This is a genomic window from Campylobacter helveticus (assembly GCF_002080395.1).
GTDB lineage: Bacteria > Campylobacterota > Campylobacteria > Campylobacterales > Campylobacteraceae > Campylobacter_D > Campylobacter_D helveticus.
The window spans coordinates 541120-561542 of the sequence record NZ_CP020478.1 but is presented as its reverse complement, the minus strand read 5'-3'; the positions used below and the strand labels follow the sequence as shown (position 1 = coordinate 561542).

Sequence of the window (20423 nt, the reverse complement as noted above, 5' to 3'; positions counted from 1 at the left end):
AAACACTTATTTTCTCACAAATTTCAAAGACAAGGAATTGACACAATGCCTTACATTTTTAGGCGTAAAACCTTCATTTTCAAAGATATGTCCTAAATGCCCATCGCAATTCGCACAGACAATTTCGGTTCTAATGCCGTCTCTATCGGGCATTCTTTTAACCGCCCCCTTAATCTCATCATCAAAGCTAGGCCAACCGCAATTTGACTTAAATTTATCTTTAGAATAATAAAGTGGCGTTTGGCATTGCCTACAAAGATATACGCCCTCTTCGTAAAAATCATTATACTCTCCGCTAAAAGGAGCTTCCGTTCCTTTATGTAAAATTATCCTTTTTTCTTCTTCATTTAGCATTTTAATCCTTTCTCACAATTATAATTTTTTATAGTAAATCTAGCGTTATTATTAATCTTTTTTGCCTATAATGAGCCTTATTTTACATTAAAGGAGAACAAAATGAGGATTATAAAAACCTTGTTTTTAAGCTTAGTTTTTGCAGCATTATTTGCAGGATGTGGAAGTAGCACAACACCTGGCGAAGTGGCAAAGGATTTTACAAATGATATGTATGAGGGTGATGGGGAGGCATTAGTCAAATACATTTATATGCCAGATACCATAAAAGATAGCGACAAAGAATTAGTTAATGGCAAATTAAAGGCTGGTGCTGCAAAAGCAAAAGAGCAAGCAGATGCAAGAGGTGGAGTAAAATCTATTGAAATCATCGATGAAAAAATCGAAGGTGATAATGCAAAAGTTAGGCTTAAAATCACTTTTAACGATGATAGTAGCAAAGAAGACGGCGGTCCGCTTAAAAAAATCGATAATGAGTGGAAGATGAGTTTAAAATAAAAATTTGGCATAAAATCTTATGCCAAATTCCTCTGCCTTTATGAAAAACTATAAAAAATTTCTTTTTCTATTGTTGTTTTTAGGCGTGTGCTTTGCTCTTTTTTATTTTTCACAAGAGCAAGAGAAAAAGCAAAATAAAACTCTTAAAATAGAAGCTTTAAATTTACCTCCGCTTGAAGTAGGAGACCTCATCTTTCGGCGTGGCGATAGCCTTGAAAGTCTTATCATCTCTCAAATTTCAAATCATCACTACACACATTTAGGACTTATCATCTCAACTGACCCTATAATTATCATTCACGCCACAACAGATGATAATATAAATAGGCAAAATCAAGTCATTTTAAGCCCACTTAATGAGTTTATCTCACACGCAAATTCTCTTGCCATCAAACGCTTTTTACTCACAAAAGCACAAAAAGAAGCCATTGTTTTAGCAGCAAAATCACAGCTTGGAAGGGAATTTATTCTAAGCAATGAAAGCAATGCCTTTTACTGCACGACTCTTATAGAATCTTTGCTAACTCCACACATCACATTACGACTTAATTATAAAGAAGTCAATTTACCTCCGCTAAGTGGCAAATATCTCTTTCCAAAGGAATTTTTTAACGCACCACAAGCAACGCTTATTTATGAAAAGAGAATTTAAAACACGACTTTCATTTAAAATTTTTTTCCTATAATTTTAAAAACGGAGTTTTTATGAAAAAAGAATTTTTTACGCAACTAGAGAAAATTTTATATGAAAAAAATTTAAAATTAAAATTTGAGCTTTTTGATGATTTTTATGAAAATTTTAAAAAAGAGCAATTTATCTTTAATCACGAGCATTTTGCCATTTTTAAAGAAAACGCCTATGAAGAAATTAAGCTTTTGCACCCAACCCGCATCCGTCGCCCAAAATTTGCCAACAGCACACAGGCGTTAGCTAAACTCATTCACTCTATAGCTCATATTGAATTTAGTGCGATTAATCTAGCTCTTGATGCTAGCTACCGCTTTAAAAACTTACCCTTTAAATTTTATGAAGACTGGCTTGAGGTGGCAAATGATGAAATTAAACACTTCAAACTTCTCAACAAAGCCTTAGAAGAGCTTGGCTTTAAATATGGCTCATTTAACGCACACGATAATTTAGAAGCCGCACTAAAAGCTACAAAAGATTCTTTAAAATATAGAATGGGTGTTGTGCATAGGGGTCTAGAAGCCAAAGGTTTGGACGCAAATCCTTTCGTGCTTAACAAACTTCAAAGCTCTAACCACCCCATCAAATCTTTTTTAGAAGAGATTCTACATCTCATCTTAAAAGAAGAGGTTAATCATGTAAAAAAGGGAGATTTCTGGTGGAAATTTGCCAAAGATGAGAATGAAAACTATTTAAGCTTATGCGAACGATTTAAAGAATTTAGTTTGACTGGGAAGAAGCTAAACTATGAAGCTAGACTAAAGGCTGGTTTTGAAGTAAAAGAACTTGAAGAGTTGGAAAAATTTTACTCTAAATTTTAGACTTTTTCCCTACCCGAAGAAATGTGAGAAAAAATCGCGCAATCCCATACAAAACATACAAACTAGCTAAAATTACTAAACTTTCCAAAGGATAAAGATATAAAAAAGAAAAAAGTAACATTAAGCAAATAAGCACTTTTAAAACACTGGAGCGGTTAAGATTAAGCTTTTTGAAACTTGGATAGCGTATGTTGCTTACCATCAAAATTCCCAAAAGAGCTTGTAAAATAACGATAAAAAGTCCGTAAGATTTTAAAAAATCATAATTTAAATAAGCATAAGTATAAATCGCACTTACCACCGCTGCCGTTGGTATAGGAAGCCCTATAAAAACAGAAGGTTCATAAGTGCCTGTGGTAACATTAAAACGCGCAAGGCGTATCGCTCCAAAAACAACAAAAAATGCCGCAACTAAAGAGCCAAATTTCCCATAATAAATTCCTACACTTGTGTAAAAAAGAACAGCAGGAGCAACTCCAAAAGCTATTAAATCAGCCAATGAATCAAATTCAACACCAAATTTGGAAGTTGTATTTGTAAGTCTTGCGATGCGTCCGTCTAATCCGTCAAAAAGCAAAGATAAGATGATATAAATCAAAGCCTTATAAAAATCGCCATTTATCGAAGAAATAATAGAAATCACACCTAAAAAAGCTGAAGCTGCTGTAAAAAGATTAGGCAAGATATAAATGAGCTGGAGCTTATGATTCATCGTTTTCCCTTAAGAAAGATAAGCAAGCAGTGAGCCTGATTTAATCTCATCATTTAAACCCACATGCACCCTCGTGTCTTTTGGCAAAAGCAAACTAACAGAACCATTGAGCAAAAAACCCATTCTATCTCCAGAATCTAAGTTATGGGGATTATTACAGAGTTTTAATTTTCTATCTAAAGAGCCTGCATAAATTCGCATAATTATTTTTTTTCCACTAGAAAGAGCGTGTATTACCATTCTCTCATTCATTTTTTTAGCCACCTCAAGTTCACTACACAAGAAAAGCCCGTGCCTTAAGGTCAATTTCTCAAGTTGCATTTTTATAGGCGAACTCAAACTCCCACAATCATAAAAAGCGTTTTTGATATTCAATTCCAAACACTCTCCAAAATCCTCATAATAAGCATTTTCAATACGCGTAATCTTTCCATCAATCGGGGATAAAATAGCTTTTTTATCATCGCACACTAAATTTGGTTTCGAAGCTCTAAATAAAAATAAAAGTGCCAAAAGCACCAAAAATAAAACAAAAGAAAAATGCCCAAATATCCAAATCAATAATAATAAAACTAGAGTGATAAAAATAACCGCCCAGCCCTCTTTTGCGATGAAACGACTCATTGCTGTTCTTTTTTCTCTTCTACTTGCAAACGCGTTGGTAAAGCATTTTGCTCTTCAAATTCTTTAATAATCTCACGCACCTTAGAACCCTCTATCGTCTCTTCCTCGTAAAGAGCCGCGACCATAGTTTCAATAGCCCCCTTATAAGTGCTTAAAGTCTCTTTTACATCTTTATAACGCTCATCTAAGGTTTTTTTCACATAATCATCTAGCGACTCCGCCATTTTTTCCGAATAATCCTTAATGCTTTGTCCGCCAGTTAAAAAAGTATTTCTTTGTTTTTCAAGCACCATAAGCCCAGCAATTTCACTCATACCATACATAGAAATCATCGCCTTAATGATATCTGTCGCTCTTTCTAAATCATTGCTCGCACCCGTTGAAATTTCGCCAATAAAAACCTCCTCAGCCGCACGCCCTCCCAAAAGCACATCCACTTCAGCGATAAGCTCGTGCTTTTGCATAAGAAATTTATTTTCCTCAGGGGTATTAAGCGTATAACCAAGTGCTGCCAAACCTCTAGGGATAACAGAAACCTTACTAACCCTCTTCGCTCCCTTAGTAGTTTCAGCTATCAAAGCGTGTCCGCACTCGTGATAAGTAACAATCTTTTTTTCCTTATCGTTAATACGACGCGATTTTTTCTCAAGTCCTGCAATAGCCCTTTCAACAGCTTCCACAAGGTCATCTTGCTCAACATATTTTTTCCCATCGCGTCCGGCTAAAAGTGCAGCTTCGTTAATAATATTTGCCAAATCAGCCCCAGCCAAACCAGCCGTTAGTCGACCCACATCTTCAACCTTAACCTTAGGTGAAATTTTTACATCTTTCATATGCACTTTTAAAATTTCGCAACGCCCTTTAAAATCAGGCTTATCTACTAAAACTTGTCTATCAAAACGACCCGGTCTAAGTAAAGCCGCATCTAAAACTTCAGGGCGATTAGTCGCTGCTAGGACAATAACAGGAGAGCTTTCTGTGCCAAAGCCGTCCATTTCGGCTAAAAGCTGATTTAGCGTTTGCTCCCTCTCATCATTTCCACCCATTAAACCATTTGCCGCACGACTTTTTCCTATGGCATCAATTTCATCGATGAAAACTATGGCAGGTGCTTCTTTTTTTGCATTTTCAAACAAATCTCTTACCCTAGAAGCACCCACACCCACAAACATCTCTATAAAAGAAGAGCCAGAAACGCTAAAAAACGGCACATCAGCCTCACCTGCTACAGCCTTAGCTAAAAGTGTCTTACCTGTGCCAGGAGGACCAACTAATAAAAGTCCTTTTGGAATTTTTGCTCCAAGCTTAATATAACGCTCAGGATATTTGAGAAAATCTACTATTTCCTTAACCTCCTCTTTAGCTTCCTCAACCCCAGCCACATCTCCAAATTTAACCTTAGGCTTTTCAGAATTTACAAGCTTCTTAGAACTCCCAATGCCTAGAATCGAACTTCCCATACTTTTTTGCATTCTAGAAGCTAAAAACATCCAAATCGCAAAAAAGATAAAAACAGGCAAAACCCAAGAAAAAATCATATCTGTAAACCAATTTGTTTCAGAATATGCCCCATAAGCGATATTTTTGCTATCAAGCAATTTAACCAACTCGGTATCATTCACCTTTTTAGCGTTGTAGATAGTATTATTTGCACTAGAAACAGCCTTAATGGTGCTTTGCCCTATGCTAACTTGATTAATCTGCCCACTTTCGATAAGCTTTTTAAGCTCAGAATATGGAACATTTTTATTGACCTCACTACCACTTAAATTTCCACCAAAAGAACCAGTTGTCCCACCATCAAAAAAACCTTTAAATACGACAACCATCACTATCGCAAAAATAGCAAAGATGAAAATAGGATTTTTATTAAAAAAATTATTATTTTGCGGTGCGTTGTTATTTTTATTATTTTCGTTCATTTTTTTCCTTTTTATAAACTAAACTTAGCCATTCATTTTTTCTAAGCTCACAAACAAGGCTTAAGTCCTTAAACTTATCTTTAATTCTAGCTTCATATTTATCTAAAATCCCAGATAAAATAAGTATAGCATTTTCCTTTAAACAATTTTTCATATCCTTTTCCAAAATCAAAATTACATCAGCTATGATATTTGCCACGATAAAATCATATTTTCCTTCCGCCTTATCTAATGAACCCTGCCAAGCCTTACAAAAGCTTACTTCATTTAGTTTAGCATTGTCTAAAGCACTCTTCAAAGCCAACTCATCTGTATCGCAAATATCAACCTTAGCACCAAATTTAGCTAAGATAATGGCTAAAATTCCACTCCCACAACCAACATCTAAAGCCTTCATATCTTTTTTAACAAATTTTTGCAAAAGTTCTATGCAAGAATGGGTGCTTTCGTGATGTCCAGAACCAAAGGCTAGAGCAGGATTAATTTGTATATTTAAAAAACCTTTTTTAGCCTTTTGCCAAGTAGTATGGATATAAATTTGATCAATCAAAATAGGCTCAATGCCCTTTTTATATTCTTCTATCCAGTCTTTATTTTCTCTTTTTTCAAGAGTAAAATCAAAATTCAAAGAATGATTTTTTAAATGCGAAAGCTTTTCGCAAAAAAATTCTAAAGCCCAAGCTATCTCGTCTAACTCTTCGCTTGAGCGTATATAAAAGCCTTTATCTTTTTCTTCTACCGCCTCAACTCCCAAATCAAAAACAAAGTCAAGCACTAAATCCTTATAAGGCTCATCTATCTTAAAAAACAACTCGTAGTAAAATTTTTCCATCTTCAAAAAAATGAAATTTACTCAGTCGCAGTATCACTTCCTACACCCAAAACATCCTCAAGCTTTTCTTTTAAAACTTGAGGTGTAAAAGGCTTAACGATGTAGTTATTTACCCCAGCCTTTAAAGCTGTGATAACTTCAGCCTTGCCACCTTCAGTCGTTACCATAATAATAGGCATATCTTCATATTTTTTCTCAGCTCTTACTTTTTTAACAAGGTCAAGTCCATTCATCTCTGGCATATTCCAATCCGTAATTAGGACCTTAACATCGTCATTTTTCTCAAGTAAGTCCCAAGCTTCAACTCCGTGTTCAGCTTCAAGAACATCATTATGCCCCAATCTTGTCAAGGTGTTTTTAATAATCCTTCTCATAGTAGAGCTATCATCGACAACAAGTAATTTCACGGCTTCTTCCTTTCAAAGTTCTCATATTTATAAACCAAAAATGTAAAGCGAAATTATACCATTATTTGCTTATATTTTTATTTAATCTGTCTCTAAAACATTATTATTTTTATATTTTACAGCAAAAATATACACACTAAGCCCAGCTAAGAGCAAAGTAACCCCACAAATAAGATAAATCACATAAACCATTTGCGATAAATCCCCAACCGCAAGTTTAAATACCAACATCAAAGCTTCAATAGCTAAAGCAATGATAATGCTTCCTAAAAACCGCACCATAGTTTTTTGAATGCCTGTTTTTTCTTTGCGACTTTTACCAAGAACCTCTTCTTCTATAATGGTCTTAGCCAAATCAAAAATAGCCAAAGCTAGGGTAATGGCTATCGTGCTTTCAAAGATTTTTTGTATATCGACACTGTGATAATAAAAAAGACTTAAAAAGCCCTTTTGAAACAAAAAGCAAGTGATGACAAAAAGCACACTCGCAAAGCAAAAATACACAAGACGACTAAATTGCAAAAAGCCAAATTCAAAATTACTCGCTTGAATAAGCTTTAAAATATCCCTTAATTTAATATCAATACAAACGACAAAAAGCAAATTTTCCTTATTATCGTAAATAGGCATAGAAGCAGTAACGCAAAGCTCATTATTTAAGATAGAAGGATAAGGGTCGCTCAAAATACAACGCTTAAGTTTAACGGCTCTATAAAAATAAGCCTTAGAGCTTCTATCCTCACCCTCTCCTCGCTCATACTTTTTTTCCAAAGTGATGGCATTTTCTATCTGCGTTCCCGAATCATCTAGTATATATAAGGCGTCAAACACAGAAACATCGTGTGCGATTTTATCCAGTGCCTCTCTAACGCTTTCTAAATGAATATTTGGAAGTCTATCGGGCAAATTTCTTATTAAAATATAACTCATATAAGCTCTGGCTTTATAGCGGTTATCCTCAAATTTTTGTATATCTTTAATTAGCATTAATTTCCTCCTTTATTATGCTTAAATTCAGGCACGATTTCTTGTAAAAGCATAGCGACTTCTTCCTCATCTTCACTTTTAACAAGCTTAGACATTTGCTCTTTTAAAATTTCTAAATCAACGCTCTCATTTTTTGTTACAAAAATACTCTCATACTGCGTTTTAGCATCATTTTCGTCTATTAATAACTCTTCGAAAAGCTTTTCGCCCTTTCTAAGCCCTGTAATTTTAATCTCTAAATCCGTGCGATTAGAAAGCAAAAGCATCTTTTTAGCCAAATCCATAATCTTCACAGGTTCACCCATATCTAAAACAAAAAGCTCTCCCCCCTTTGCGATAGCTCCAGCTTGTAAAACAAGCTGCACTGCCTCATCGACAAGCATAAAATACCGAACAATATCAGGATGCGTTAAACTAAGCGGTTCATTTGCGGCAATTTGTGCTTTAAATTTAGGTATCACGCTTCCACTTGAGCCTAAAACATTGCCAAAACGCACACAAGCCACTTCAAATTCCTCACTCGATAAACCCAAAGTATAAAGCTCACAAACCCTCTTAGTGCAACCCATAATGCTAGTAGGTCTTACAGCCTTATCTGTGCTTATCATCACAAATTTTTTCACACCATTTTTTTTAGCACAATCAACCAAAATTTGTGTCCCTAAGACATTATTTATCACAGCAGAGTGAGGATTTTGCTCACAAAGTGGCACATGTTTATATGCTGCAGCGTGTAAAATAAGCTCTGGCTTCATTTGTGCTAAAAGCTCATCGAGCGCTTTTTTATCCAAAATACTTAATAGAATCGGTGTAATTTTTTCTTTATGTTTGCTTAAATTATCATTGATTTGATATAAATTATATTCACTATGGTCAAGCATAATCAAATGCTTCGCTCCAAATTTAATACACTGCCTACAAAGCTCACTACCTATCGTCCCACCCGCACCGCTTACCAAAACAACTTTATCTTTTAAAAACGCTCCCACAGCAAAATTATCCAAGTCTTTAGGCTTTCTCGCAAGTAAATCCTCGATACTAATGTCCCTTGCTTCATTATTTGTAAAAGAAAAAATTTTCACATCGCTAATGCCATAACCCACAAGCTCTTCAAAAAGCTCTTTAAGCTCTTCTCTTTCAAGCTTTAAAGCAATAATAGCCGTTTTTACGCCCTCATTGACAAATTTTTTAATTTCGCGTTTTTCTTTTACGATAAATTTGTCGCAGTATGTGCCTATAAGCTCTTTTCTACCATCGACAACCGCCACAGGAAAAAGTCCCAAACTTCCCTCTTTAGCCCCCTTTAAAAGATGAAGTGCTTTAGATGTCGCGCCTACGACTATGCAGGGACTTAGCTCATCTCTAAGGCGTGAGGGCTTAAAGTCAATCAGCATTCTTTTTGAAATTCTTAAAGTGCCTATAAACATATAAGAAAGCACAAAATCAATCCCTACCACACTTCTTGGAAAAGGATTAAAAAAGTCCGGGTAAAAATAAAAAATGATTAAAAAAACAAGCTCAGCTAAAGCAAGAGCAAAAAATATCTTTCGCGCTTCACCCAAAGAAAAAAATCTCCAAGCCACCTTGTAAATTCTAAAAGCAAATAAAAAAGCTATCTTAAGCCCCAAAAGCAAAATTCCTGCCTTTACCATTCCCATATAAAATCTTTCAGGGATTTCACCGCTAAATCTCAATTCAAAAGCTAAAAAAATGCTTAAAATTAATAAAACAATATCACAACCCAAAAAGAAAACAAGGCGTTTATTTTTAGCCAAATTCATCGCACACTCTCTAAAATAAGCTCTGCCACCTCACGCACCTCATCTTTACTCATAGCTGTGCCACTTGGAAGGCAAATTCCTTTTTTGAAAAATAGTTCAGCATTTCCGTTTAAATAAGCCTTTTCTCCCTTGAAAACTCCTTGCATATGCATCGCCTTCCACAAAGGACGCGTTTCGATTTGTGCGGTTTGCAAATCCTTAATGAGTTTTGCAATTTTAGGATGCAAAGCTAATTCTTTCGCTCCACTTTCAACGCAACGATTTTCTTTAAAAAGCTCATTTTTATCAAAATCAATTAAAGCCGTGCTAAGCCACCTATTACCCCTTGAGTTTTCAAGCTCATCTAAAAAACTAAATTTTTCACCCAAAAATTCTTTATACCACTCATAAATTTCGCGTTTCTTAAGCACTCTTTGCTCTAAAATTTCCATTTGTGCCACGCCGATAGCACCCAAAACATTGCTTAATCTATAATTATAGCCATAGTCTAAATGCTCATAATGCAAACAATTTTCCCTCGCCTGTGTGCTGTAAAACCTCGCTTTTTCCATTAGTGCCTTATCTTTACCCACAAGCATACCACCACCTGAAGTTGTGATGATTTTATTGCCATTAAAAGAATATACTCCAAAATCACCAAAAGTTCCCAAAGCCTGTCCCTCATAAAAACTTCCCAAAGCCTCCGCCGCGTCTTCGATTAAAATAATATTATTTTCCTTACAAATTTGCGCGATTTGCCTGATTTTTGCCGCATTACCATAAAGATGTGTTAAAACAAGGGCTTTTGGCTTGGTTTTGCTTTCTTTTATCGCAAGTTTTAGTAAATCAACATCAAGATTAAAAGTCTCATCGCAATCAATAAAAACAGGCTTTGCCTTAAGATAATAAATCGGTGCAACACTCGCAATGAAAGTAAAAGAAGAAGCCAAAACGACATCTCCTTGCTCCACACCAGCCACCCTTAAAGCCAAATGCAAAGCCGCGGAGCCAGAATTTAAAGCAAGGGCGTTTGGTGCTTTCGTGTAGTTCTTAATGCTTTCTTCAAAACGATTCACAAATTCACCCAAAGGTGCGATGTAATTACTCTTAAAAACCTCTTCAATATATTTTAATTCATTACCACCCATATGCGGAGGGGAAAGAAAAAATCTCATTTATCATCCTTTTAATTGCCTTTAATGCAAAATTATAACGCAAATTATTTAACCTAAATCCTTTTTCACTCTAGCCAAAATTACCTCATCACTCGCAAAATCAAAAAATTTAAACTCATTTCCGTGCTGCATATAACCATCTAGCAAATCTCCACTCAAGCGATTTTTTAAATCAAGCTCGGCAATTTCAAATCCGTCCAAAGTCTTAGAAAATTCTAATAACCTTGCAGGAATTTCTTTAAGCTTAGTATAAAGATAACAAAAGCTTTCAAGTCCCACGCGTCCCACGCGTCCTCTTAATTGATGTAAAGTTGCAAGTCCAAGCCTCTCTGCTCCCACGATGATAATGGTGCTAAGGCGTGGTAAAGAAATCCCCACCTCAACCACAGTCGTGCTAAGTAAAATATCGCCCTTTTCTCTAAATTCTTGCAAGATAGCATCTTTTTGCTTATCTTTTCCGTGCGTTACAAAGACATTTTTATAATGCTTTTGCCAATAAATTCTTGCTTTATCAAGCGAAAGATAAGGAATTTTTTCGCTTTCACTTACAAGAGGATAGATGATAATTATTTGATGTTTCTTAGCTATTTCTTCCTCTATCTTTCTTTTTATCTTAATAAAATCCTCATTTTGAACGCAATAAGTCTTAATGTCCTTTTTAAAGGGCATTTGTTTGATAAAACTAAAATTTAAAAGCTCGGATTGTATCATACTTAGGGTGCGTGGTATGGGCGTAGCGGAAAATTGTATAAAATGAGGACTTAAACTATCTTTGCTTGAAAGGGTGCTGATTTTTTGCCTTTGATTTGAGCCAAAGCGATGCTGCTCATCTATCATTACCAAAACCGCCTCAAAGCCCTCTTCATAAATAAGGGCGTGTGTGCCTATAATCAAATTTGCCACCCTCATTTTTTCTTTTAAATCTTTCTCTTTTTTACCGCCTTTGACAAAGCAAATTTGCAAAAAATCAGGCAAAAGCTTTTTAGCCTCCTCAAAAAGCTGCTGGGCTAAAATACTAGTAGGTGCCATTAATAAGGCTTGTTTAGGATACACGCTTAAAGCCGCAGCGAGTAAAACTAAAGTTTTGCCACAGCCCACATCGCCCATTATCACACGCCTTTTAGCTAAATTTGAGCGTAAATCCTCCCTAATATCACAAATAGCTTGAAGTTGGTCTTTTGTGGGATTAAAAGGCAAAGTTAAAAGCCACTCTTTAATATCAAAAAGTTTGATTTCATAAGCGTTAAAATGATTTTTCTTATTTTTAAGCCTTTTTAAAAAATTATAAATTTCAATGTATTTTAAATCCTCTTCAAAATGCGTTAAATTTTTAAAAAGCTCAAAACTCTTTTCATCATAAGCGTGCAGGTTTAAAAGTAAAAAGATAAATTTATCCTCTATGCCACTTTCTTTTAAATTTTCATAACTTACATAAGTGTTGATAAGATTTTGAATTTTACTATCCTTAATCCCTGCAATTTGGTATTTTGGCTCAAAAATTCCTGCTTTTTTGATGATTTTAGGATTATAAAATTGCCAAGAATGATTAAAAAAGCCTAATTTCCCACTCAAAAGCAAACACGCCCCCACCTTAAAAACCCCCATATGCCATTTACTGGGGTGGAAAAAAACTAAAGAAACATCTGCCCCCCAAGCCTCACAATACGCCCTTACAAAAAGCGTATTTGTCCTAAAAGATTGCGATATAATGCGTAGCTCTTGCACGCAATTTTCATTTTCCAAAGGCTCTTTACTTAAATTTAAATTTTCAATTTTCTTAGGCAAGATAAGCGCCAAATCAATCGCACTTTTAATTTTTAATTTTTTAAAAAGCTCTAAATCGCTTTCCTTAATTTTCATTTTGAACGCTTACAAAACTCAAATTTAAAATTTCACTATGCTTTTTGATATAGGCATTAAGCTCTTTTAAATTTGTGTTTTTAATCTTTATAAGCTCTTCTTTAAAACTGCCGATTTTTAATCCTTGATAAAATTCCATAAAGGCGATTCCTAGCCTTTTACTAAGACTTTCATAACGCAAAGGTGTGCTTCCTAGTATGAAATTTTTAGCCTGTGTTAATTCTTCTTCACACACCCCATTTTTGACAAAATCATCAAAAATTTGCCTAATCGCCCCTTTTGCTTCTTTCGCGTTTTCATTTTTAGTTTGCAAATAACCAAAAACACGGCTATAAGAATTACGCATATCCAAACTTACATAAGCAGAGTAGGCAAGTCCTCTTTTCACACGAATTTCTTCCATAACCCTAGAGCCAAATCCCCCCTGCCCTAAAATAAAAAGAGCGATTTTAGCCAAATGCAAATCCTCATCTTTAAAACACGCATTAAAAGGCGCAGCAAAGTAAATATAGGCTTGTTCGCTTGGTTTTTGCAAAATCACATCTTGAGTTTTTTCATTAAGGTGGTAGCTTTTTCCTCTACTTTCCTTACCCTTTTCTAAGCTTTCAAGTAAATTTAAACTTAAATTTTTAGCCTCTTTTTCTTCTAAATCTCCCCCCAAAACTATCGCCGCATTATTAAGATGAAAAAAATGCTTATAAAAAGCTTTTAAATGCTCTAAATTTATGGCTTTAATGCTTGTTTCATCGCCCTCATTTGGACTTTGAAATGCTTTTTCTTTAAAGATTGTTTGATTAAGCAATTTTTTAGCCACATCATCATAATCACTTTGCCGACTCGCAAGCTCTCCAAGCGCGTTAATTTTAAGTCTTTGCAGAGTTTTTTCCTCAAAACGAGGATTTTGAAGTAAATTTGCAAGAGCTTTAAAGGCATAGTTTTTATGCTCTTTCAAACAAGAAAAACTGAGCTCTAAATTCTCAAAAGCACTACTTGCTTCCAAATTTATCGCTCTAAATTCCAAATCCTTAAAAAAACGATCATTAACGCCCTCATTTAAAAGCCTAGCAAACATGCTTGCCACCCCAGCCACCTCGTCAAAACTGCGCCCACAATTTCTAAAAACAAGACGAAAAAATATAATAGGAAAATCGCTATTTTTCTCAAAAATGAAAGGGACTTTTACACCCTTGCTCTCTAAATACTGCATTAAAATCTCTCCAAAATTTCATAAGCTGTATTGCGTTTAGCCGGCTTTTCCCCAAGACTTCTAATAAGCCTTATCATCTCATCTTGATTCATTTTATAACTTGCCCCTGCGGCTGAAACGACATTTTCCTCCATCATCGTAGAGCCTAAGTCATTGGCGCCAAATTTCAAAGCGAGCTGCCCAATGAGTGAGCCTTGCGTTACCCAAGAGCTTTGTAAATTTTTAAAATTGTCCAAATAAAGCCTAGCAAGTGCGAGTAATCTTAAGTATTTATTTGAGCTTTGCTTTAAAATTTCAGGGTGCTTTTGCTTTAGCTTAGTGTTTTCACTTTGAAAACTCCATAAAATAAACGCCCTAAAGCCCCCCGTTTCATCCTGCAATTTTCTTAAATGCTCAAAATGCTCGATTAACTCCTCATCATTTTCCACCGTGCCAAACATCATTGTGGCCGTGCTTTTCATACCGATTTGATGGGCGTTTCTATGCACTTCTAGCCAAGTTTTAGTGTCGCATTTATGCGGGGCTATCTCATCTCGCACCCTATCGCTTAGCACCTCAGCCCCCGCTCCGGGTATGGAGAAAAGCCCTTTTGCTTGAAGTCTTTTTAAAACCTCTTTTATACTTATCTTAGAAATTTTAGCAATATAGGCAATTTCTACCGCCGAAAAGCCGTGAACCGTGATATTTGGGTAATGCTTACTAATCCACTCGACTAAATCTTCATACCATTCGATTTTAAGCTTAGGATGCACTCCGCCTTGAAAGAGTATTTGCGTCCCGCCGATAGCTTCTAATTCCTCTATCTTTTTGCCTATTTCTTCATAGCTTAAGATATAAGCGTCTTTTTCTTTTGCGTGCCTGTAAAACGCACAAAAATCGCAATCGATGCAGCAAACATTGGTATAATTGATATTTCTATCCACGACAAAGGTGGTGATTTTTTCAGGGTGAAGCTCTAATTTTCTCTCATAAGCCATAGCACCAAGCTCCACTAAAGTAGCGTTTTGAAGCAAATCAAGCGCTTCTTTTTTGTCTATTCTTTTCACTTTGTAAGCCTTAAAATAAGTTATTTGTAATTATAATGAAAAATCTTAACAAAATTAAAAATAATTTTAAGCCTATCAAGCAAAAACGCCTATTTAAACTAAAATGCTAAACTTTCGCATTTCAAATAAGGACTTTTAATGTATCCCCTAAACCTCCCTGAAGAAGAGCTTAAAAGCAAAGTCGCGGCGGATTTTTTCAGCCCAAATCCACAAAGTGAAATTGTAAAGCTAGACAAAGAGCAAAAAGCCCTTTTAAAAACTCTAGATTCCACGCAGATTCTAGGGCGGATTGATTTTTGTATAAGCTACAACGCAAAGACACTTTTTCAGCCTATAAACTTTTTGTGGGCAGAAGCCAAAAGGGGCAATAAGGCAGATATTATAGAATCTTTTATCCAGCTAATCCTAACCATAGGCAAGGAAAAAACCTATGAAAACAATCTCCCGCCCATTTTCTTAGGAGCTTTTGATTGTGAGAGAATCGCCTTTATCCCCTACCACGAGCTAGATTCTATCTTCACACAAAATGACTTTAATTGGAATGTCCCGCCAAGCAACCACGAGAGCAAAGAGTTCAAGCAGCTCCACGCCCTAGCAAAAGAGCTTTTAGAATCTAAAAAATTGCAATTTAGCTTCAAAAGCGACACTAAAGAATTACAATCTTTCATACAAGCAAATTTCACCCTAGCAAATGATAAAATCACCAAAATCCCCATAACCAAAAACAACTTCACCACCATTTATCAAAAGTGGCTTGCAAGCGTAGCTCCTAGCATTGGCATTGATTGGAATCTCGCTAAAAACGCAGGGATTTTAGACGCAGATTTCTATCTAGCAGATTTACTAAGCGCTGAAAATCAAAGCCTACTAGATAAACTCTTTGTTGTGCTAAAACAAACGCATTATGAGTTTAATAAAACCACCACATTTATGGGGACACAGCAAAAAGATACCGCAAGTTTTAATGATAATCAAAAAGCCCACACAGCCTTTTGGAATCTCTATGAACGCCCACCAAAAGAAGAGTATTGGAGCTACATTATAGATAGGCGAGATTTGCTTGTGCCTAGTGATATTAGAGAGCGAAAGGGGGCGTTTTTCACCCCGCAAATTTGGGTAGGCAAAGCGAGGAGTTACCTAGAAAAAGCCCTAGGTGAAAACTATCAAAGTGAGTATTATATATGGGACCTTGCCGCTGGGACGGGCAATCTACTCACAAACCTTACAGAATCTCACAGGCTCTATGCCTCTACCTTAGATAAAGCTGATGTAGAGATTATACAAGAGCTTTCAAGTAAAAATGCCCTGCACCTACTGCCAAAGCATATTTTTCAATTTGACTTTTTAAACGATGAGTTTTTTGACACAATTTGTGAAAAACATCAAAAAGAGGGCTTAAATTTCGCAGACGAAAAGTGTGAAAAATGTCAAAAATCCAAAGTCCCAAAATCCTTACAAGAAATTCTAAAAGATGAGGCAAAACGCAAAAAGCTTATTATTTTCATCAATCCGCCCTATGCGGAAGCCACTTCAGGCACGACACCAGCAGGCACAGGGAAAAATAAAGATGGCGTAGCCTTAGGCAATGCCACTTATAAACGCTACAAAGATTCTATGGGAAAAGCAAGTAATGAGCTTTTCGCGCAATTTTTCTTTAGAATCTATAAAGAGATTCCACACTGCCACCTAGCTGCCTTTTCAACGCTTAAATATGTCAATTCTAGCAATTTCATAAAATTTAGAAAGACTTTTAAGGCAAAATTTCTAAAAGGCTTTATCGCTCCAGCTTACACCTTTGATAATGTCAAGGGGAATTTTCCCATAGGCTTTTTGATATGGGATTTAAGCCAAAAGGAATAAAACATAAGAATTTTTGCTAAAATTCAAGCAAAAAAGGAGTAGAAAATGACTTTGATATTAGAAAATGTAGATTCTAAACTTTTGCAAGTGATTGAAAGCTTAAAGGGCTTAAAAAGTGATTTAAAGATTACAAAAGAGCCAGAATCTAAAAGCGATTTTGAAAGTGTAAGAGAGCAGTTAAAAAACAAGTTACAAGACCCAGAGATTCGCTCAGTATTTGAAAGGCTAAAAGATAAATGAGATATCTAAATTTGCAAGAAGTGCAAAAAATCCACGATGATATGCTAGATGAAATAGGCGGACTAAAGGGAGCAAATCCTAAGCAAATCGCTCTTTTAGATTCTGCCCTGACACAAATCCAAAATGATGACTATTACCCAAGCTTTATAGACAAACTTACGCATTTAATGTTTGCCTGTGTGAAGTTTCACCCCTTTGCAGACGGGAATAAACGCACCGCATTGCTTATCGGCGATGCCTTTATAATGCTCAACCACAAAGCCACACCAAGGGACTTTTACCAAAAGCTAGAAGATGTTATTGTGAGCGTAGCAAGTGATGAGATAAGCAAAGATGAGTTGGGGCAGATTCTAAATACTATGCTGAAAGGCGTTCAATGAAAAAAAGCATAAGTTTAGATATTTTTGATGAAAATGGGGCGAGTTTAGGGAAAAAGCGATTCTATACAACGCTAGATAATAAAGAAAGCATTAACAAGTGGATTAAGCGATATGATGATAAGGCAATTACAGAAATATCATATATGTGTAATCCATCTCCTGATTTTCAGCATAATAGCCAACTCTATATTTCACAAAAGAAAGGAATTGAACATTTTAATTTTTTCAAACTCTTTAAAAATAATCTTATCGTTGGAGCAGTATATTTCTCCGTGCGCCATTGTATTAAAGCCACTTGGATAAATGATAGAGACCAGTTTCTAGCCCCAAATACAAAATGGGAAAAGGACACAGAGTTTCATAGCGACTGCCTTGCCTTTATGCTATTTCACGGACAAAATAGAATCACAAGTAAAGTTGGTATAAACCACTTTATCCCCTTTAGCGAAAAGGAGCTTGGCGCAGCCGAAACCTTTGAAAGCCACTTTATGCTTGAATTTATACAAGGTAAAATCAAAATTTCAAATAAAAAGAAAAAAGGACAGCAAGAATTTGACTTTCAAAGCGATGAGCTAGAAGACACTTTTACCCCCACAAAGCCGCTAATTTTTAGCGATGAAGCAAAAGAAGTGCTACAAGCAGGAAAAGAGATTTTCAAGCATTACCACGAACAAACACGAGATTCTAAAGACTACAATCCAAACGCCGCACTCTATGACATCAAAGCCCATTTTCAAGGCTTTAATGATAAAGGCAAAGGGAAAGATAGAATGAACCCACCCCAAAAAGCCCAAGATGAAGCCTATAAAGAAAGATTAAGCACACTCAACTACGCCCTAAAAAACTTAGCCAAAAAGATAGAAGTAAAAGTCTATGAATATGAATTTTTACTAGAATGAGCGTTTATAACGCTCATTAGTGTTTATGTGGGAATTTGTGAGGGTTAGAATTAGTGCCTACTTGCTTGATAATGCCATTTTCTATATCATAAGCCGCACCAAAGCCTTTCACAAAACGCCCCTTTTCAAATTCAAGCTTTACTAAGTGAAAGTCAAGCATTTTGCGGATGGTTTTAATGCCACCCTCGCCGCCCGTTTGCCTTTCAAATTCATCATAAACCCTATCAAAATCCTCGCCCCTTTCTAAAAAACTCGCCCTCACTCTATAACGAAGCCTTTTTCTAAGTATCACAGAAGCGGCTTTGCTCTCATCTTCTAAAAACATTATTTCTATATTATCAGGATTTGCTTTAATATTTGCAAAATGCTCACTCACCTCGCTAATATAAATGAAATTCCCCCACTGCATGCTAACAAAAGGCGCATAGGAGCATACGACCTCGCCATTTTTATTTAAGGTCGCTAAACAAACGGAATTAAAACTTAGCATAAATTCCTTTAGCTCTTTTTCCACGCCGCTGGTATCCCCCGTGCTTTTTGCCCCCATACAAAGGGCGATGATAGTGTCTTTAAGGGTGCTTTCATCGGTTTTTTTAGGAAATTCTACGCGTAAATTTTCGTCCCCATTATAAACAATGTCTAGCCCATTAAAATCCACGCTTTTTAAAAAAACCTCTTTCACATCTTCTACGCCACCAAATTTTTTACACAAATCAATCAAATTTGACTTATGGTGTGCGTTCATATGAGAAATAATACTTTCGTAATTCATTTTAATCCTTTTTTTAGTTAAATGATTATGTAAAATATCAATTATCAAATTAAAAATAAATAAAATTATCAACTCCCCATTTTGCAAAAATTTATCGTAAATTGTCGCTTACAAAATGGGTAAATTTAAAACTTTTAGCCCTAAATTTAATGAAACACATATATAAAAATTTGCTACAATTTCGCAATGAATTACATAACTTTATTAAAAAATAATCGCAATCTTCGCATTTTAAGCACTACTCAATTTATAGCCTATTTTGGAGCGTGGTTTTCACAAATAGGCGTTTTCACCCTTTTAGTCCAGCTTGACGCTCCTACTTGGGCGACTGCTACTAGTGCGATGCTAGCCTTTTTACCTGGTGTGCTTTTCGCACCTTTAAATGGTGTCATTGTAGAAAAAAACAAGCCCAAAACCTTGCTCATTAGTATGATGAGCGTGGAGCTGGTTTCGATTTTTCTGCTTATTTTTGTAACAAGCCTAGATGATATTTGGCTTTTATTTATCTTAATTTTTGCACGGCTTTGTGTCGCTTTGATTTGTGGACAAGCAGAAATGAGCCTTATGGCTAAGCTTTTAAACCCAGAAGAGTTAAAACTCGCTAATGAAATATATAGTATCATTTGGTCTGTTTCTTATACGAGCGGTATGGCGTGTGCGGGGATTTTTATCCATTTTTTTGGCGTTAAGACTGCCTTTTTGTTTGACTGCTTTTTACTATTTGTAGGAATGTGCTTTTTATTTAGGCTTTCACTGCCTGACTTTGTCCAAAAGGTCGAAGGGCATTTTTTAACGATGATGAAAGAGGGGTTTTGGTATGTTTTAAACAACAAAACCATTTTTCACCTCATCATACTTCACGCGTTTATAGGGCTTACAGCCTATGAGACCTTAGTAACACTTCTAGCCCAGCACAAATATAAAGAAATTCTATCAGCTGGACTAGTGATTGGCTTTTTAAATTCCATCCGCGCCCTTTCTTTAATCATAGGACCAATTATCCTCAGTCGCTTTTTAAAAGACAGCGTTATAAGATTTTTATACTTAGGACAAGGACTTGGAATTTTGCTTTGGGCTTTCACACAATTTAATTTTTACATCAGCTTTTTAGGACTTATCGCGGCTGGATTTTTCACCTCATCGCTTTGGGCTTATACCTACACAGCCATACAAAAAAGCTGCGATAAAAAATTCTATGGACGCGTTTTAGCCTATACGGATATGGTGTTTTTAGCCTTTTCAGCTTTTATCTCGCAGTTTATGGGCTTTTTGTTTGAAGCTGGAGTTAGCTTGATGATGATAACGGCTTTGCTTGGTATCACCTTTATCCTTGCAGGAATTTACTGGCATATTTTCTACAAAAAATATCTTTGCTAAAT

Annotated in this window: 21 protein-coding genes; 8 read left to right on the top strand and 13 right to left on the bottom strand. The window is 35.7% G+C overall.

Going from position 1 to position 20423, the window contains the following annotated elements; all coding sequences use genetic code 11:
• Positions 1 to 6 precede the first annotated feature (6 nt).
• A complete protein-coding gene (locus CHELV3228_RS02945) occupies positions 7 to 360 on the bottom strand; it encodes a methionine-R-sulfoxide reductase (protein ID WP_082199471.1) in 354 nt (117 codons plus the stop codon).
• A gap of 96 nt (positions 361 to 456) precedes the next feature.
• Here CHELV3228_RS02945 and CHELV3228_RS02940 point away from each other — a divergent pair, with 96 nt between their 5' ends.
• The 3 genes from CHELV3228_RS02940 to CHELV3228_RS02930 are packed head-to-tail and all read left to right on the top strand — an operon-like array spanning position 457 to position 2361.
• The gene (locus CHELV3228_RS02940; RefSeq protein ID WP_082199470.1) at positions 457 to 852 is read left to right on the top strand and encodes a DUF4878 domain-containing protein; all 396 of its coding nucleotides are present in this window, start codon (positions 457 to 459) and stop codon (positions 850 to 852) included.
• 19 nt (positions 853 to 871) lie between these two features.
• Positions 872 to 1504, top strand: coding sequence for a YiiX/YebB-like N1pC/P60 family cysteine hydrolase (locus CHELV3228_RS02935; protein WP_082199469.1), 633 nt, complete (start codon positions 872 to 874; stop codon positions 1502 to 1504).
• Positions 1505 to 1557: 53 nt separating this feature from the next.
• The gene (locus CHELV3228_RS02930; RefSeq protein WP_082199468.1) at positions 1558 to 2361 is read left to right on the top strand and encodes a ferritin-like domain-containing protein; all 804 of its coding nucleotides are present in this window, start codon (positions 1558 to 1560) and stop codon (positions 2359 to 2361) included.
• Here CHELV3228_RS02930 and pssA read toward each other — a convergent pair.
• The 11 genes from pssA to CHELV3228_RS02875 all read right to left on the bottom strand — a co-directional run bounded on the left by pssA (position 2351) and on the right by CHELV3228_RS02875 (position 14893).
• Positions 2351 to 3073 carry a CDP-diacylglycerol--serine O-phosphatidyltransferase gene (pssA, locus tag CHELV3228_RS02925; protein WP_082199467.1) on the bottom strand — a complete coding sequence of 241 codons (723 nt, stop codon included), beginning with the start codon at positions 3071 to 3073 and terminating at the stop codon, positions 2351 to 2353. The genes CHELV3228_RS02930 and pssA overlap by 11 nt on opposite strands.
• Before the next feature lie 9 nt (positions 3074 to 3082).
• Entirely contained in the window at positions 3083 to 3697 is a 615-nt protein-coding gene (locus CHELV3228_RS02920) for a phosphatidylserine decarboxylase (protein WP_082199466.1), read from the bottom strand.
• A complete protein-coding gene (ftsH, locus tag CHELV3228_RS02915; RefSeq protein WP_082199465.1) occupies positions 3694 to 5619 on the bottom strand; it encodes an ATP-dependent zinc metalloprotease FtsH in 1926 nt (641 codons plus the stop codon). The genes CHELV3228_RS02920 and ftsH overlap by 4 nt, the downstream gene beginning before the upstream one ends.
• Positions 5606 to 6451, bottom strand: a complete 846-nt coding sequence (locus CHELV3228_RS02910) for a 50S ribosomal protein L11 methyltransferase (protein ID WP_082200734.1) — start codon at positions 6449 to 6451, stop codon at positions 5606 to 5608. The genes ftsH and CHELV3228_RS02910 overlap by 14 nt, the downstream gene beginning before the upstream one ends.
• 17 nt (positions 6452 to 6468) lie before the next feature.
• On the bottom strand, positions 6469 to 6858 hold the full coding sequence (locus CHELV3228_RS02905) for a chemotaxis response regulator CheY (protein WP_082199464.1): 390 nt from the start codon (positions 6856 to 6858) through the stop codon (positions 6469 to 6471).
• Positions 6859 to 6939: 81 nt separating this feature from the next.
• Complete coding sequence (locus CHELV3228_RS02900) at positions 6940 to 7845, bottom strand: PDC sensor domain-containing protein (RefSeq protein ID WP_082199463.1); 906 nt, start codon at positions 7843 to 7845, stop codon at positions 6940 to 6942.
• Complete coding sequence (pglF, locus tag CHELV3228_RS02895; RefSeq protein ID WP_082199462.1) at positions 7845 to 9626, bottom strand: UDP-N-acetylglucosamine 4,6-dehydratase (configuration-retaining); 1782 nt, start codon at positions 9624 to 9626, stop codon at positions 7845 to 7847. The genes CHELV3228_RS02900 and pglF overlap by 1 nt, the downstream gene beginning before the upstream one ends.
• Positions 9623 to 10780 carry a UDP-N-acetylbacillosamine transaminase gene (gene pglE, locus CHELV3228_RS02890; RefSeq protein ID WP_082199461.1) on the bottom strand — a complete coding sequence of 386 codons (1158 nt, stop codon included), beginning with the start codon at positions 10778 to 10780 and terminating at the stop codon, positions 9623 to 9625. Before pglE ends, pglF begins: the two co-directional genes overlap by 4 nt.
• 48 nt (positions 10781 to 10828) lie before the next feature.
• Complete coding sequence (gene recG / locus CHELV3228_RS02885; protein WP_082199460.1) at positions 10829 to 12640, bottom strand: ATP-dependent DNA helicase RecG; 1812 nt, start codon at positions 12638 to 12640, stop codon at positions 10829 to 10831.
• Positions 12630 to 13847 carry a M16 family metallopeptidase gene (locus CHELV3228_RS02880; protein WP_082199459.1) on the bottom strand — a complete coding sequence of 406 codons (1218 nt, stop codon included), beginning with the start codon at positions 13845 to 13847 and terminating at the stop codon, positions 12630 to 12632. Before CHELV3228_RS02880 ends, recG begins: the two co-directional genes overlap by 11 nt.
• Positions 13847 to 14893 (bottom strand): dehypoxanthine futalosine cyclase, encoded by a 1047-nt coding sequence (locus CHELV3228_RS02875; protein WP_082199458.1) that lies wholly within the window; start codon positions 14891 to 14893, stop codon positions 13847 to 13849. Before CHELV3228_RS02875 ends, CHELV3228_RS02880 begins: the two co-directional genes overlap by 1 nt.
• Before the next feature lie 138 nt (positions 14894 to 15031).
• On the opposite strand from CHELV3228_RS02875, the gene CHELV3228_RS02870 reads away from it, so the two are divergent.
• From CHELV3228_RS02870 to CHELV3228_RS02855, 4 genes are read left to right on the top strand one after another with little or no spacing between them, the layout of a single operon-like run.
• Positions 15032 to 16753, top strand: a complete 1722-nt coding sequence (locus CHELV3228_RS02870) for a hypothetical protein (protein WP_082199457.1) — start codon at positions 15032 to 15034, stop codon at positions 16751 to 16753.
• A gap of 45 nt (positions 16754 to 16798) precedes the next feature.
• Complete coding sequence (locus tag CHELV3228_RS02865; RefSeq protein WP_082199456.1) at positions 16799 to 16993, top strand: hypothetical protein; 195 nt, start codon at positions 16799 to 16801, stop codon at positions 16991 to 16993.
• Entirely contained in the window at positions 16990 to 17373 is a 384-nt protein-coding gene (locus CHELV3228_RS02860; RefSeq protein ID WP_082199455.1) for a type II toxin-antitoxin system death-on-curing family toxin, read from the top strand. The genes CHELV3228_RS02865 and CHELV3228_RS02860 overlap by 4 nt, the downstream gene beginning before the upstream one ends.
• Entirely contained in the window at positions 17370 to 18272 is a 903-nt protein-coding gene (locus CHELV3228_RS02855; RefSeq protein WP_082199454.1) for a hypothetical protein, read from the top strand. Before CHELV3228_RS02860 ends, CHELV3228_RS02855 begins: the two co-directional genes overlap by 4 nt.
• Positions 18273 to 18288: 16 nt before the next feature.
• Here the strand turns inward: CHELV3228_RS02855 and CHELV3228_RS02850 are convergent, their stop codons facing one another.
• Positions 18289 to 19044, bottom strand: coding sequence for a HugZ family heme oxygenase (locus CHELV3228_RS02850; protein WP_082199453.1), 756 nt, complete (start codon positions 19042 to 19044; stop codon positions 18289 to 18291).
• A 186-nt stretch (positions 19045 to 19230) separates the two neighbouring features.
• On the opposite strand from CHELV3228_RS02850, the gene CHELV3228_RS02845 reads away from it, so the two are divergent.
• The gene (locus CHELV3228_RS02845) at positions 19231 to 20421 is read left to right on the top strand and encodes an MFS transporter (protein ID WP_082199452.1); all 1191 of its coding nucleotides are present in this window, start codon (positions 19231 to 19233) and stop codon (positions 20419 to 20421) included.
• Positions 20422 to 20423: the final 2 nt, after the last annotated feature.